General features: G+C 29.9%; 14 protein-coding genes. 5 read left to right on the top strand and 9 right to left on the bottom strand.

The annotated features are described in order from the left end of the window. Positions 1–51: 51 nt before the first annotated feature. The 9 genes from L8U00_RS06790 to rpsU all read right to left on the bottom strand — a co-directional run bounded on the left by L8U00_RS06790 (position 52) and on the right by rpsU (position 6,876). Positions 52–471, bottom strand: coding sequence for a PepSY-like domain-containing protein (locus L8U00_RS06790; protein ID WP_263702374.1), 420 nt, complete (start codon positions 469–471; stop codon positions 52–54). 63 nt (positions 472–534) lie between these two features. After that, entirely contained in the window at positions 535–2,247 is a 1,713-nt protein-coding gene (locus L8U00_RS06785; protein WP_263708989.1) for an ATP-binding protein, read from the bottom strand. A gap of 8 nt (positions 2,248–2,255) precedes the next feature. Further along, positions 2,256–2,735 (bottom strand): hypothetical protein, encoded by a 480-nt coding sequence (locus tag L8U00_RS06780; RefSeq protein WP_263708988.1) that lies wholly within the window; start codon positions 2,733–2,735, stop codon positions 2,256–2,258. After that, positions 2,732–3,223, bottom strand: coding sequence for a YajQ family cyclic di-GMP-binding protein (locus L8U00_RS06775; protein WP_263708987.1), 492 nt, complete (start codon positions 3,221–3,223; stop codon positions 2,732–2,734). Before L8U00_RS06775 ends, L8U00_RS06780 begins: the two co-directional genes overlap by 4 nt. Further along, a complete protein-coding gene (locus tag L8U00_RS06770; protein WP_263708986.1) occupies positions 3,213–4,145 on the bottom strand; it encodes a D-2-hydroxyacid dehydrogenase in 933 nt (310 codons plus the stop codon). Before L8U00_RS06770 ends, L8U00_RS06775 begins: the two co-directional genes overlap by 11 nt. Continuing rightward, complete coding sequence (locus tag L8U00_RS06765; protein WP_263707243.1) at positions 4,145–5,317, bottom strand: glutathionylspermidine synthase family protein; 1,173 nt, start codon at positions 5,315–5,317, stop codon at positions 4,145–4,147. Before L8U00_RS06765 ends, L8U00_RS06770 begins: the two co-directional genes overlap by 1 nt. A 9-nt stretch (positions 5,318–5,326) precedes the next feature. After that, positions 5,327–5,944 carry a UPF0323 family lipoprotein gene (locus L8U00_RS06760; RefSeq protein ID WP_263707242.1) on the bottom strand — a complete coding sequence of 206 codons (618 nt, stop codon included), beginning with the start codon at positions 5,942–5,944 and terminating at the stop codon, positions 5,327–5,329. A 72-nt stretch (positions 5,945–6,016) separates the two neighbouring features. Beyond that, positions 6,017–6,622 (bottom strand): LysE family transporter, encoded by a 606-nt coding sequence (locus L8U00_RS06755; RefSeq protein WP_263708985.1) that lies wholly within the window; start codon positions 6,620–6,622, stop codon positions 6,017–6,019. Between the two features lie 41 nt (positions 6,623–6,663). Further along, complete coding sequence (gene rpsU, locus L8U00_RS06750; RefSeq protein ID WP_263708984.1) at positions 6,664–6,876, bottom strand: 30S ribosomal protein S21; 213 nt, start codon at positions 6,874–6,876, stop codon at positions 6,664–6,666. A 184-nt stretch (positions 6,877–7,060) separates the two neighbouring features. Here rpsU and ccoG point away from each other — a divergent pair, with 184 nt between their 5' ends. The 5 genes from ccoG (at position 7,061) to L8U00_RS06725 (ending at position 14,796) form a co-directional block, all read left to right on the top strand. Continuing rightward, complete coding sequence (gene ccoG, locus L8U00_RS06745; RefSeq protein WP_263682806.1) at positions 7,061–8,437, top strand: cytochrome c oxidase accessory protein CcoG; 1,377 nt, start codon at positions 7,061–7,063, stop codon at positions 8,435–8,437. Further along, complete coding sequence (locus L8U00_RS06740; RefSeq protein WP_263663664.1) at positions 8,434–9,060, top strand: TetR/AcrR family transcriptional regulator; 627 nt, start codon at positions 8,434–8,436, stop codon at positions 9,058–9,060. The genes ccoG and L8U00_RS06740 overlap by 4 nt, the downstream gene beginning before the upstream one ends. Before the next feature lie 81 nt (positions 9,061–9,141). Next, positions 9,142–10,239: an efflux RND transporter periplasmic adaptor subunit gene (locus L8U00_RS06735; RefSeq protein WP_263682808.1), complete on the top strand. Its 1,098-nt coding sequence runs from the start codon at positions 9,142–9,144 to the stop codon at positions 10,237–10,239. Further along, positions 10,239–13,361, top strand: a complete 3,123-nt coding sequence (locus tag L8U00_RS06730; RefSeq protein WP_263708983.1) for an efflux RND transporter permease subunit — start codon at positions 10,239–10,241, stop codon at positions 13,359–13,361. The genes L8U00_RS06735 and L8U00_RS06730 overlap by 1 nt, the downstream gene beginning before the upstream one ends. Continuing rightward, complete coding sequence (locus tag L8U00_RS06725; protein ID WP_263708982.1) at positions 13,354–14,796, top strand: efflux transporter outer membrane subunit; 1,443 nt, start codon at positions 13,354–13,356, stop codon at positions 14,794–14,796. The genes L8U00_RS06730 and L8U00_RS06725 overlap by 8 nt, the downstream gene beginning before the upstream one ends. Positions 14,797–14,809: the final 13 nt, after the last annotated feature.

Below are 14,809 nucleotides of genomic sequence, written 5' to 3'. Positions count from 1 at the left end.
AATAATTAACTAAACCCTTAATGGGTTTAGTTTGATATAAAGGTGGGTTGATTAGTCATCAAATTTTTGACCTAAAATATTACCTTTAAAATCTGTATAAATTTCCATCATATTATTTGTTCTGAATTTATAACCATTAATTCTTTTATCTACTTCTACAATAGCTGCATTTGGTTGCGCTGCTTGTACTTTTGCAACAACTTCTTTTGGGATAAATCCTGTTGGAATGCCTTTGTATTTACCATCAACTTCTTTCCAGTCTCCATTAATGATAAAGTCAATTTCTGTTCCATCAACCAAATTTACTTCGTAAGAATCCACGTCTTGTTTTACATAACCTACATTTACTCCTTTAAAATGAGTGTTTAAAAACTCTTGAGCCTTTTGAGGTAAAGCACTTGGACTAACAATCATATCTGCAAACATAGAACTTGCACAAACCAAACTAGCCAACATTAATTTCATTTTCATTTTTTCTCCTTTAAATAAAAGTTGAAAGAATGATATTATTTGCTTGTGAAATTTGTGTGAATTTTAATTTTTAAAGCCAACTATCTTATTTTTATCAAATGAAGATTCTATTTCTTTTTCTATAGTATGTAAAAAATCACTCATTTTAAAAACACCATCTTTAGAAATAGCCGCTTTTAAAGCCGTATTTTTAACCACCATTACAATTTGAGCTCCACTTAATTCATATGAGGCTATTTTTTTTAAATCAAAACTACCTTCAAATTTAGCATTTTTAGGCAAAGCTTTTTGCCATATCATTAAGCGTTGTTCGTAATTTGGCTTTTTAAATTCTATTTTATACTCAAACCTTCTTGAAAAAGCCACATCTAAACTTTCTAAAAAATTAGTTGTTGCTATAATAACTCCACTAAAGCGCTCGATTTGTTCCAAAAAAATATTTTGCATTTGATTATGCATTTTATCAGCACCGCCACTGCTTTCTACTCTAGTACTTAAAAACTGATCCGCCTCATTTAAAAGTAAAATAGGGCTTTGCTTACTTGTTTGACAAAGCTCTTTATAAGCATCAAAAATCTTTCTTACATTTTGTTCACTCTCGCCCACATATTTACTTAAAATTTTCGAGCAATCAAAACTCAAAATGGATTTTTTCATAGCTTTTGCCATACTTAATGCACTCATAGTCTTACCCGTACCAGCAGGGCCATAGAAAATTATCTTAGCTTCTATATTTTTATTAGTTTTTATACCCCATTTATTTAATCTTTCTAAAACCTTTTTATCTTGTTGTTTTAATATACTTTCTAACAAATCTTTAGTACTTTGGGGCATAATAACATCATCTATATTGATATTTGGCTCGATTAGCTCAAAAATATCTTGCTCTTTAACCAAATTTTGAAGTTTAATTTTTTTATTTTTCTTTGGTTCTTTAAAATTAATAATTCTTTGTAAAATATCATCACTTAAATAAAAAATCTTAGCTATATCACCCAAAGAATTAACAAATTCATCATATTCTAAAAGATTTGAACTAAGTAGCTTAGAATCTTCTTCTAGCAAAGCTTTATTTTCTTGTTTTTGAGCCTCATCCTCGCTAATTAAATGAAGCAAAAAATTAAAATCTCTACTATAAGAATTTTCAGTATTTAGTAAATACTCTTCTTTTAACAAACTAATAAATATCAAGCATTCTTTATCATTTAAAGCATATTCTTTAAAAATCTCTGCTAAAACATTAGAAATTTTACTTTTCTTTAAACGCTCTTTAATGTATACTTCAAATATAGCTATATCTTTTTTAATATTCTTGCTTTGAGAGCTTTTAGCAAAAAAACGCAATCTTTGATAAAGCTCGATTTTAAAAAATTCATCTTTTAAATATGCAATATGATCTTCATAAATTTGATCTTGCATATAATCTTGTATGGTTTTATTTTCTAAGACTTGCAAGAAAACTTCACTTAAACTTAACTCACATTGTAGCAAATTTAAAAGCAAGCTTGAGTTTTTACTTGCTTTAAAATCAGAAAAAATTTGAACAATAAAACCTTTTTCTATAAGATTTTTAAGATCTTTTAAATGATCTAAATACTCATACTCATCATTTTTAAAAACTTCGCTAAGAAGATTATAAGCATTAGTACTTGCATTTGCCTGCAAATAATTTTTGCATAAATGCTTTAAGATTAAAATTTCATCTTCACTGCATTGTAAGTTTTTATAAATATTGCTTTTAAAAGTATCATTAAGAAAAAGTTTTAAATCTTTCATATTTTCCTTTATATTGACTTTATGCTAAATTTGATTTTGGATTTTTTATCATTAAAACTCATATTTTTATCACAAACCTCATAAAAAATATCATAATTTTTACTTACAATCTTTTGAGTAAAACCACAAGAAGTAGTTTGTTTATTTTTTCCATAAAAAATAGGTCTTTTGTAGATTAGATCTTGTAAAAAATCATCATAATATTCATTATTAAAAAATCTGTTATTAAAAAAAGTTTTTGCATAGCATATGCCATTAACACAAATTTTATCGCTAATTTTTAATTCAAGTAAGGCTTTAGAGGCGCTATAAAGCTCTAAACTTGTAAAATTTTTTCCCTCATATAAAAAACCATAATCAGCAAATTTAAACTCTGGAGTTTTTAAAATAACATAAGCACTTTGTGCTTGTGTTTTGCTTTTTAAAGCACAAGAGCTTAAAAAAACACACACAAAACACAAAAAAACTATTTGAAGTAAAGTTTTCATTTAAGGTTTTTAAAACTAAGATTAAGTTCTAAATTGAGTTCTTTTACTATTTTCATCACGCTTTGCAAGTCATCAATTTGCTTACCAACTACGCGAATTTCATTACCTCTAATGCTTGAAGCTACCTTTAGCTTACTATCTTTTATAGCTTTGTTAATCTTCTTAGCACTATCAGTATCAATAGCATCATTAACTTTTAAATTCAGTCTAAAATTTGCCCCACTTTCCCTGCTTAACTCTTTAATACCATTAGGGTTTATCCCTCTTTTAATAAGCTTTGAAATAACAATATCTTTTAACACTTCAAGCTTTGCTTCGCTAGAGCAAGTAAGCTTATAAACACTTTCTTTTTCATTTAACTCTATTTCACTTTTAATGCCCTTTAAATCATATCTACCATCAAGCTCTTTTTTAGCTTGTTCTAAAGCATTTTTTAACTCTTGCTTGTCAATTTCCCCGCTAATATCAAAACTATGTTCATTTGCCATTTTCTATAAACTCCTTAAGATTATTAAATACAATTTGGACTAAATTTTGTATGGATTCTTCACTTGCCCATGCCACATGTGGAGTGATAATTAAATTTTCTTTATTTTTTATACTAAGCAAAGGATGATTTTTAATCATAGGTTCTATTTCAAGTACATCAAGCCCTACTTTGATATTTTTCTCATTCATAACTTGAGCTAAATCTGCTTCATTGATGATTCCACCACGCCCTACATTAATCAAAATAGCCTCATCTTTTAAAAGCATTAGTTCTTTTTTACTTAATAAATTTTTTGTCTTATCATTTAAAGGTGCATGTATGCTAATTATATCACAAGTTTTTAAAAGCTCTTCAAGGCTTACTTTTTCATATTCATCATTATTATTAGTCCCTGAAGTAGAATAATAACAAATTTTAGAACCAAACATTTGAGAAACCCTAGCTACTTCTTTACCTATAGCTCCAAGTCCTATAATACCATGTTTTTTACCGGTTAAAGTATGCAAAGTCTTACTAAAATCACAAAACATTTTACTCTCACACCATTTGCCTTCTTTGCTCCATTTATCATAATATGGAATTTGATTTAAAAAAGCAAAAAGCAAAGCAAAGGTATGGCTTAAAACACTTTTTGTAGAATAACTAGCTGCATTTTTTACCACTATACCTTTAGAATTTGCATAAGCTACATCTATATTATTTACCCCTGTACCAAGTTGTAAAATAAGCTTTAGATTGGTGCTATCAATCACTTTTTTGTCAATGATGATTTTATTTATCATCACAACTTGTGCATTAGCTATTCTTGCAATAACCTCATCTTTAGAAGTTAAGTCATAACTTACAAACTCGCCAAGACTTTCAAAAACCGTTAAATCCGCTCCACCTAAGGTAGCAGCATCTAAGCATACTATCTTCATTAATCTTTTACTATATGTCCTACAAATTTAGAATAATTATCAAGTACCAAACCACCTTTTCTAAAACCTAATCCACAACCCTCATAAGCAAAGAAAACCCCTGCTTGGTAATAATCATTTTCATTTTTATTAAACTCAGCAAATTCTTGATATACAAAGCGATTATTTTGATAATCTCCCTTTGTTTCAAAACTTACATCTCCATTAGCTTCTATAATAGAAACATTGGCTCCTTCTCTACCAAAAACAGGTTTTTTAACACATTTTTTACCCACTAAAGGTTGATCGCTTGTTTCGAGCAATAAAGGATGATTTGGATAAAGCTCCCATAAAATTTTCATTATACCTTTACTTTGAAAAAGTAAAGTATAAGCAGGATTTAAAATGATTGCTTTTTGATTTTGCATGATTTGAGTTAAAAGCATAGCAAGCTCACCCTCTTCTATGGCTATACTTTCCCAAGGAATGAGTTTGAAAAAATACTCAAAATTTACATCATTTTTAAAAACACCTTCAGGCGAAAATTCAACCTCATCAATATAAGAAAACTCACTCTCAAAACCTGCTTCACTAGCAATGTGTGCTAAAAGTTTGGTTGTAATCATATCCTCATCACTGCCTGCAATTGAAGAAAATAATATCTTCCAACCTTCATAATATTTTTCAAACTCACTTACATCTTCTTCTAAAGTGATAAGTCTTTTAAAATTATCTTTTAAGGCTTCATATATATTATTAAATTGCGAGCTTTCATCTAGGTTATTTTGCTTTAAAATAGCCCATTGTAAAATAGCACTTTCAAATAAAGATGTTGGAGTATCAGCATTAAATTCTATTAGCTTTATAGGCTTACCATCAAGTCCACCTGCTAAGTCAAATCTACCATATAAATGCCAATGCACATCATTTTCCCAACTCATCTTAATCGCATCAACCAAATTAAAAGGAATTCCAAGCTCATCAAAACGATCATTATCAATCACTTCTTGCGCAGCAGCCACAAACATATCATAAAGTTCATTTACTGCTTCATAATATGCATTTGCTTCACTTTCTTTAACACAAACTAAATTAGAATCTAAATAATCACTTCCATCATTATCTGTATGCCATGAAAAGCCTATTTGATCTAAATATGATTTTTCTAAAGGATTTACTTTTAAAAAATTCATTTTACACCCTTAAGAGCCAAAAGAGCTAGAAGAACTTGAAGTAGCTTTAGAACCACCACCAAAAAAGCCTGATTTTTTCGCACTTGAGCTCGAAGTAGCACTTGTACTTGCTTTATTAAAACTATTTACACTTCTTTGATAAGCACTTTGATTTGAAAATGCTCCTCTTTGTTGATTTGCAAAATTTTGATTATTAAAAAGCTTTGAACCTATCCAGCTACCAAGTATAGCACCAGCTGCACTTGCAAGCAATGTTTCACCTAAAGAAAGTCCTCCGCTACTCATTTGAGCATTATTTGGATTTGTTAAATTTGAAGTACCATTGTCTATTTTAGCAGCTTCTTCTTGGATTAATTTATCCATTTCTTCTTTGCTTAAAACTCTTTCTGTGCCATCAAGTTGTTTTAAAACCACCCTAGTTTCATCACTTGGAAATTGATCTTTGATTTTGTATTGATTTGGAGCGGTTTCTTCAATGATAACAAAAGCACCTTGGGTATTTGCTGCTTGGCTTAATGCATTATTAGAATCATTTGTATTGTTGCTACACGCACTTAAAGCACCGCCACTTATAGCAGCAATACCGCTTATCATACTAAGCTTAAGTATAGTTTTTATATGTTTCATAATCTTTCCTAAATTTATAAGTTTAACTTAATAAGATTTTAACAAAAAAAGTATTAATAAAAATTAATTGCTTTAATTTATCATAATCATTAAATTACTACTTAAAATAAATACAGCAAAAGCAAAAAATATAAAAGCACTTAAATAATCAATAAGTTTTAAATTCTTTTGATAAATTCTTACCATGAAAGATTTTGAAAATAATAAAGAAATCAAAGAAAAGTAAATTATAGTTTCTAAGATCAAAACAAACACTAATATTATCAACATCCATCGCATTTGGGCAAAATCAAAACTTGCAAAAACACTAGCAAAATAAAAAATAACTTTTGGATTAGATAAATTTGTTATAACGCCACTTAAAAATGCAGATATATGAGTTTTTTGAACTTTTATATTACCTATTTTTGTATTTTTATAAATCCCATAAGCTAAATACAAAAGATAGCAAGCTCCAAAACTTGATAAAACGATTTGCAAAAATGGAAATTGATGAAAAATCACACTCAAACCAAGCATAGAAAGTATAATCCACACACTCATAGCCAAACTCACACCCAAACTTGCTTTTAAAGCACTTTTAATACCTTCTCTTAAAGCACAAGAACTTACTAAGAAAAAATCAGGTCCTGGTAAAATAAGTCCAAAAAAATGAATGATTAAAATCCAAAGAAACATAAAAATAATCGAAGAAAAGCCGAAAATTCGGCTTTTTGGTATTAGAGTCTTGACTCGTAGCGTCTAAGCATATAAAGTCTTTTAAGCATTTTTTTGCGTGCTGAAATTTTTTGTTTTTTGCGAATTTCAGTCATAGGCTCAAAAAATCTTCTTGCGCGAACTTCAGTAACAACTAGATTTCTATCTACTTGTTTTTTGAATTTTCTATACGCTTCTTCAAAAGACTCGTTAGGATGTACCTTGATTCCTGGCACGACCCTCACCACCTTTCGTTAAAAATTTGAAAGTTTTGATTATACCATAATTTTACTTGAAAATAAAATTTATTTTTGTAATAATTACATAAATAAAAATTAAACATAAATTCTTAATTAAGACAAAGTTTGGTTTAATTTTTCTAGTATTACAATTAAAAAAATATTTTACAAGGAAATCAAAATGAGTGCCTGTGTCACTAATTATACTAAGAAAAGATATATAGCTTATATCGTTTCCATGGTTATTTTCATTGCTTTGCCTTTTATCAAAATCAATGGAAATCATTTCTTTTTATTAAGTTTTGATCATAAAAAACTTAATTTATTTTTTATAGCTTTTGATACCCAAGAGCTTTATTTAATGCCATTTCTTATTATGGGTATGTTTTTAACCATACTTTTTGTTACTACCTTAGCAGGAAGAATTTGGTGTGCATGGAGTTGTCCTCAAACCATTGCTAGGGTTATTTATAGAGATTTATTGCAAACAAAAATATTTAAAATACACAAAAGCACAGCAAACAAACAAAAACAAGTAGATGGATTTTTTATCAAAAAAGCTTTAAGCATTGTGATTTTTTATCTTTTTTCTCTATTAATGATGAGTGCTTTTTTATGGTATTTTGTACCACCTGAAGATTTTTTTGTATATATTCAAAACCCTGCTGATCATTTATTGCTTTTGGGAATTTTATTTTGTGCTTCTTTAGCCTTTACTTTTGATATAGTGTATTTGGGCGAAAAATTTTGTGTTTATGTATGCCCTTATGCAAGAATTCAATCTGTAATGTTTGATAATAATACCGTTCAAGTTATTTATGATGATAAAAGAGGTGGAGTGATTTATGATGGGCATACTAAACTTTATCAAAAACCACCACAAGGTGAATGCATAGGATGTGAAGCCTGTGTAAAAATTTGCCCTACACATATAGATATACGCCAAGGAATGCAACTTGAGTGTATTAATTGTCTTGAATGTGCCGATGCTTGCTCGAAAATTCAAGCTAAATTTGATCGCCCTAGTTTGATTAATTGGACTAGTGCAAAAGCTATTGAAACAAGAGAGAAGGTAAAATATTTTAGATTTAGAACTATCGGATATTTAGTAGTTTTATGTGGTGTTTTTGCGGCTTTAGTTTTAATGGGAAGCAAAAAAGAAAATATGCTTTTAAATATTAATCGTTCTAGCGAGCTTTATCAAATTAGAAAAGCGCATGATGGAGAATTAATTATTAGCAATGCTTATGTATTTTTATTCCAAAACACTGATAATAAAGCTCATGAGTATTATTTTGATGTGAAATTACAAGGCATTGATGATGGTTTAGAAATCATTAGACCAAAAAAACCTTTTAAATTAAAAGCTGGAGAAAAAGATAAACAAATAGTTGTACTAAAAGCTACTAAAAAACTAGCTGATAATGATAGAAAAGATACAGTGATACCTTTAACTATTAAAGCATATGCGCTTGATGATAAAAATATCATAATCACAAGAGAAAGTAATTTTGTCTATCCTAAAAACTCAATTATAGAGCACAAAAAACACCAATGATAAAAAAACTTTCTTCAAAATCTCAAGCAAGGCTTGAAAAAATCAAACAAATTGCTGCGGAGTCGTTTTTAGAAAACGGCTACGAAGCAACTAATCTTAAAGATATTATCAAGCAAGCTGGTGGTTCATTTTCTTGTGTATATGAGCATTTTAAAAGTAAAGAAGGTTTATTTGAAGCGGTTTTAAATGATTTTGCAGAAAATCATTTTCTAGCTATTTTGAAAAAAAATATGCAACTTTCACCCAATGCTAATTTAGAAGAATTTTTACATCAATTTGCTAAAGCTTATTTGGGAATTTTTAATGACGCTAAAACCATAGCTATAGTAAGGCTTTTATATTCTGAAATTTATAATGAAAAATTTGATTTTGGGAAGTGGTTTAAAGGAAGCAATAGAAAAGAAGTAGAATATGTTCTTCAAAAAAGATTTGAAGAAGAAAATAATGAAAATTTAGCCAAAAATGCTGAATTTTTAAGCTATACATTTTGTGCTATGCTTAGGGGAACCTTTTTTATACAAAGTACTTTTGAAAATAAGGTTTTAATGAGTAAAAAAGAGCAACAAAATCATGCAAAAAAAGTTGTTAAGCTTTTTACTCAAGGAATTGTTAATTTTAATTAACCAAAGATTGATAGAATAACAATCATACAATTTTGTAATATAAATTACTTTTTTAGCTAAATAAATAATTTAAGGAAACCAATGAAAACAAAACTTTTAACTCTAGCTTGTGCCTCGCTGATATTTGTAGCATGCTCAAATGATAAAAACGCACAAGTTAAACAACTCCCTCCTCAACCTGTAAGTATTATGACTATGCAAAGTGCTAATTTACCTTTAGAATTTACTTATCCTGCAAGATTAAGCACTGAGTTAGATGTGGTGATCAAGCCTAAAGTAAGCGGTGAAATCAAAGCAAAATATTTCAAAAGTGGCCAAGCTGTTAAAAAAGGTGATAAGCTTTTTCTTATAGAGCCTGATAAATACCAAGCAACTGTAAATATGGCTTATGGAGATGCTTTAGTCGCAAGAGCAAATTTTGATGATGCTGAAAAAAATTTCAAAAGAGATCAAATTCTAATAGAAAAAAATGCTATTTCACAAAAAGAATTTGATGCAAGTTTGGCTAAATTTAATTCTACCAAGGCTAATTTAGAAAGTGCTAGAGCAAAGCTTGCCAATGCAAGATTAGACTTAAAATACACCGTGGTAAGCGCTCCATTTGATGGGGTTTTAGGAGATGCGCTAATGGATGTGGGTGATTATGTAAATGCTTCATCAACTGAGCTTGTACGCATTACAAACATTAACCCAATCTTTGCAGACTTTTATATTTCTGATGTAGATAAAATCAATATGAATAAAAATATTCAAAGTGGCAACTGGCAATTAGAAAATATCCAAGTGCAAGCTAATGTTGGTGGTGAGCTTTTCAATGGAAAATTGTATTTTATAGATAGCGTTATAGACACTCGTAGTGGTGGAGTAAAAGCAAAGGCTATTTTTGATAATAATAACTCAAGCTTAATGCCTGGTTCTTTTGCAAATGTTCATGTTGGTGGTTTTGTTCAAAAAGATGGTTTTGAAATTCCTCAAGCTGCACTTTTACAAGATGATAGTGCTACTTATGTTTATACCTTAGCAGATGGAAAAGTAGTTAAAACTATTGTTAATGTTATCTATCAAACTTCTGATAAAGCAATCATTGATAAGGGCTTAAAAAATGGCGATAAAGTAATTTTAAATAACTTCAAAAAAATCCGACCTGGTGCAAGCGTTAGCGTAATGGAGAATAAATAATGTTTTCTAAATTTTTTATAGAAAGACCTGTATTTGCTTCTGTTGTAGCTATTATCATTTCTTTAGCAGGGATTATAGGGCTTTATTCTTTACCTGTAGAACAATACCCTTCTCTAACTCCACCCGTTGTAAAAGTAAGTGCAAATTACTCAGGTGCTGATGCTCAAACAGTGGCTCAAACAGTGGCTATTCCTCTTGAAGACGCAATCAATGGAGTTGAAAATATGATTTATATGGATTCAACTTCAAGCTCTTCAGGTGATATGAGTTTAAGTGTGTATTTTAACATAGGTACAGATCCTGACCAAGCAACAGTTGATGTTAATAATAGAATTTCAGCTGCTATGGCAAAACTACCTGAAGATGTTAAAAAAACCGGTGTTAGTGTAAGAAAAACTGGCTCAAGCATTTTAGAGGTTGCTACTTTGTATTCTCCTGATGGTTCTATGGATTCACTTGAAGTATATAATTACGCTGCATTAAATATCTTAGATGATCTTGCCAGGGTTCCTGGTGTGGGTAATGCTGTAGCTATTGGCTCAAGAAATTATTCTATGAGAATTTGGCTTAATCCTGATTTATTAAACAAATACCAAGTTACTGCAACTGATGTTATCGCTGCAGTTAGTGAGCAAAATGCTCAATATGCTACTGGTAAGATAGGTCAAGAGCCTGTGGTAGAAAGATCTCCTTATGTGTATTCAGTAACTATGCAAGGAAGGTTAAAAAATACCAAAGAATTTGAAGATATTATCATAAGAGCAAATAGCGATGGCTCTTTTTTAAGACTTAAAGATGTGGCTGAAGTTTCTTTGGGCTCAAGAGAATATACATTCAATGGTAGATTAAATGGAAATGATGCAACTCCTATTTTGATTTTCTTACAAACTGGAGCAAATGCAGTAAGTACAGCTGAATTAGTACAGAAAAAATTTGAAGAACTTTCTAAAAGTTTTCCTGAGGGCTTAGCTTATAAAGTGCCTTATGATACAACTATATTTATTAAAGCTTCTATTAAAGAAGTGGTAAAAACTTTTTTTGAAGCACTTATTTTAGTTGTGATTGTAATGTATTTATTCTTAAAAAATTTCCGCTCAACTATCATACCTATGATTGCTGTGCCTGTTTCTATTTTAGGAACTTTTGCAGGATTATATGTCTTAGGCTTTAGTATTAACTTACTTACACTTTTTGCTTTAGTTTTGGCCATTGGTATTGTTGTTGATGATGCGATTATTGTGGTTGAAAATATCGATAGAATCATGCATGAAGATCCAAATATAAGCATAAAAGAAGCAGCTATTAAAGCCATGGATGAAGTTGCTGCACCTGTTGTATCTATCGTTCTTGTACTTTGTGCAGTATTTATACCTGTTTCATTTATATCTGGCTTTGTGGGAGAAATTCAAAAACAATTTGCTATAACCCTTGCAATTTCAGTTACAATTTCAGGTTTTGTGGCTTTAACTCTAACTCCTTCTTTGTGTGCGATTTTTTTAAGAAGAAATGAGGGTGAACCATTTTATTTTGTGAAAAAATTTAATGATATTTTTGATTGGTCTACTGAAGTTTTTGGAGCCGGAGTAGCTTATATACTTAAAAGAACTGTACGTTTTGTTATAATATTTTTTCTTTTAATAGGTGGTTTATATGGATTATTTAAATTAGTACCAAACTCACTTGTTCCAGCTGAAGATCAAGGAAATTTTTTAACTATTGTTAATCTACCTGCAGCATCTTCTCTTAATAGAACTACTCAATCCATGGATGCTATGGCAGAAGAACTACGCAAAAATGAAAACATAACAAATATTGTAGGTCTTATAGGTTACGATCTTTTCACAGGCTCTTTAAAAGAAAATGCCGGTGCAATGTTTGTGAATTTAAAAGATTGGAACGATAGAGATACTAGTAGTTTTGATTTAACAGGAATGTATAACAAACAATACTTTTTAAATCCAAATTTCCAAACTTTCTTTGTTAATCCACCGCCAATCCAAGGCTTAAGTTTAACTGGTGGTTTTGAAATGTATGCACAAAATCGTGGTGGTAAAAGCTATGATGAAATTCAAGCGGATGTAAATAAATTAGTTGAAGCAGCAAACAAACGTCCTGAACTTAACAACGTAAGAACAACGCTTGATACTAATTTCCCGCAATTAAAATTAGAAATTGATCGTGATAAAGTAAAACTTTATGGTTTAAATTTAGCTGATGTATTTAGCACACTAAATGCTACTATAGGGACTTATTATGTAAATGATTTTTCTATGCTTGGGAAAAATTATCGTGTAAATATTAGCGCCATTGGAGATTTTAGAAATACACAAAATGCTTTAAAAAACATCTTTGTTAGAGCAAAAGATGGTTCTATGATAGCCTTAGATAGCGTTTTAACACTTCATAGAGGGGTTGGACCTGATGATGTAAAACGCTTTAATATGTTCCCATCAGCACTAGTGCAAGGCGATCCTGCTCCTGGTTATACTTCAGGACAAGCAATTGATGCTATTGCTCAAGTTGCTAAAGAAACTTTGGGAGAGGATTATTCTATTGCTTGGACAGGTTCAGCTTATCAAGAAGTTACAAGTAGTGGTGCAGGTCAAGTAGCTTTTGTACTAGGACTTTTATTTGTATTTTTAATCCTAGCGGCTCAGTATGAAAGATGGCTCATGCCTTTAGCGGTAATCACTGCTGTACCTTTTGCGGTATTTGGTTCTTTACTTCTTGTATGGCTTAGAGGCTTAGAAAATGATATATATTTTCAAACAGGGCTTTTACTTTTAATAGGTCTTTCAGCTAAAAATGCCATTTTGATTGTTGAGTTTGCCATGGAAGAACATCTTAAAAAAGGAAAGAGTATTTTTGATGCTTCTATTAGCGCAGCAAAATTAAGATTTAGACCTATTGTAATGACTTCATTAGCATTTATTTGTGGTATTTTACCTTTATACTTTGCTTATGGAGCAGGAAGTGCAAGCCGTCATGCAATAGGCACAGGTGTCATAGGGGGTATGATAGCAGCTTCTACTATAGCCATTTTCTTTGTACCTTTATTTTTCTATTTACTAGAAAGTTTTAATAAATGGCTTGATAAAAAAAGAGGTAAAATCAATGCGTAAGTTAATAATTTTTGCAAGTTGTTTTTTAATAACAGCTTGTAGTTTAAAACCAAATTTAGAAATCAAAGATGTAAATTACACTAAAAGTTTAGATCAAAACATTAGCATTAATAAACAATGGTGGAAAGCTTTTGATGATAATTATTTAAACACCTTAGTCAATCAAGCTTTAAAAAACAATAACGACTTGCAAATTGCATATATGAATTTACAAAAAGCTTATGAAACTTTAGGTATAGCAAGAAGTGATTTACTTCCTAAGCTTGATGGAAGTGCTAGTGGAGCAAGAGGAAAAACTAGCATTAATGCTCCAAGCAACAAAAGCAATGAATTTGTCTATGGTAATGATTTTAACATGGGTTTAAATTTAAGCTATGAAGTAGATTTATGGGGCAAATACAGAGATACTTATGGTGCTTCAAAAGCAAAATTACAAGCTAGTGAGTTTGACTATGAAAGTGCGAGATTAAGCTTAATTTCTAATGTAGTAAAAACTTATTTTAATCTAGCAAGCTTAAGCGAGCAAGTAAAAATTTTAGAAGAAACAACCCAAAGTTATCAAAAAACTTATGAGTTAAAATTAGAGCATTTTAAACTTGGAGTAATTAGTGAGTATGAGCTTAACAAATTTAAAGCTGAGCTTGAAAATTCAAGAGTTTTACTCACAAATGCTAAAATTCAAAAAGAAGCTAACACCAAAGCTTTAAAAATCTTAACTTCAAATGATATTGATGATATACTTTATAATAGCATAGAGTATAAAAAAATAGGACAATACGAACTTAGCATACCTGAGGGCATTGGCAGTGAAATTTTACTTCAAAGACCTGATGTGCAAGCTAGTTTAAAAACTTTAGAAGAAAAAAACTATCTTGTTGGAGTAGCTAGAACTGCATTTTTACCAAACCTTTCTTTAACAGGACTTTTGGGCTTTCAAAGTAATGATTTAGATCTTTTAGTCAAACATGGAAGCAATACTTGGAACGTAGCTGGAAATTTTGCAATGCCAATTTTTCATTGGGGTGAGATTATGAATAATGTTAATATTGCAAAACTTACCAAAGATGAAGCATTTTTACAATATGAAAATACCTTAAAAACAGCCTTTGGGGAAATAAGACTTGCTTTATTTAACCGCCAAAGCTATTATGAAAATGAGCAAAATTATAAAAATTTATTTCTAGCTCAAAGTAAAATTTATGAAATTTCTACCTTAAGATATGAAAATGGTGTAATTAATTTAGCTGATTTTTTACAAGATCAAAGAAATTACTTAAATGCTAAACTTTCTTATACTAACTCATCTTATGAACTTGCAAATTCTATCGTAGATGTTATGAAAGCTTTTGGCGGAGGATTTAACGCTAAAGAAGAATCAAAAGAAAACATCAAAGCTATGGAAGAAAACTTAAAGGAAAACTTTTATAACAACTAAGTCTTTAAGGCTT

The organism is Campylobacter sp. IFREMER_LSEM_CL2256 (assembly GCF_025771645.1).
Lineage (GTDB): Bacteria > Campylobacterota > Campylobacteria > Campylobacterales > Campylobacteraceae > Campylobacter_D.
This window is presented reverse-complemented; position numbering and strand designations above follow the sequence as displayed.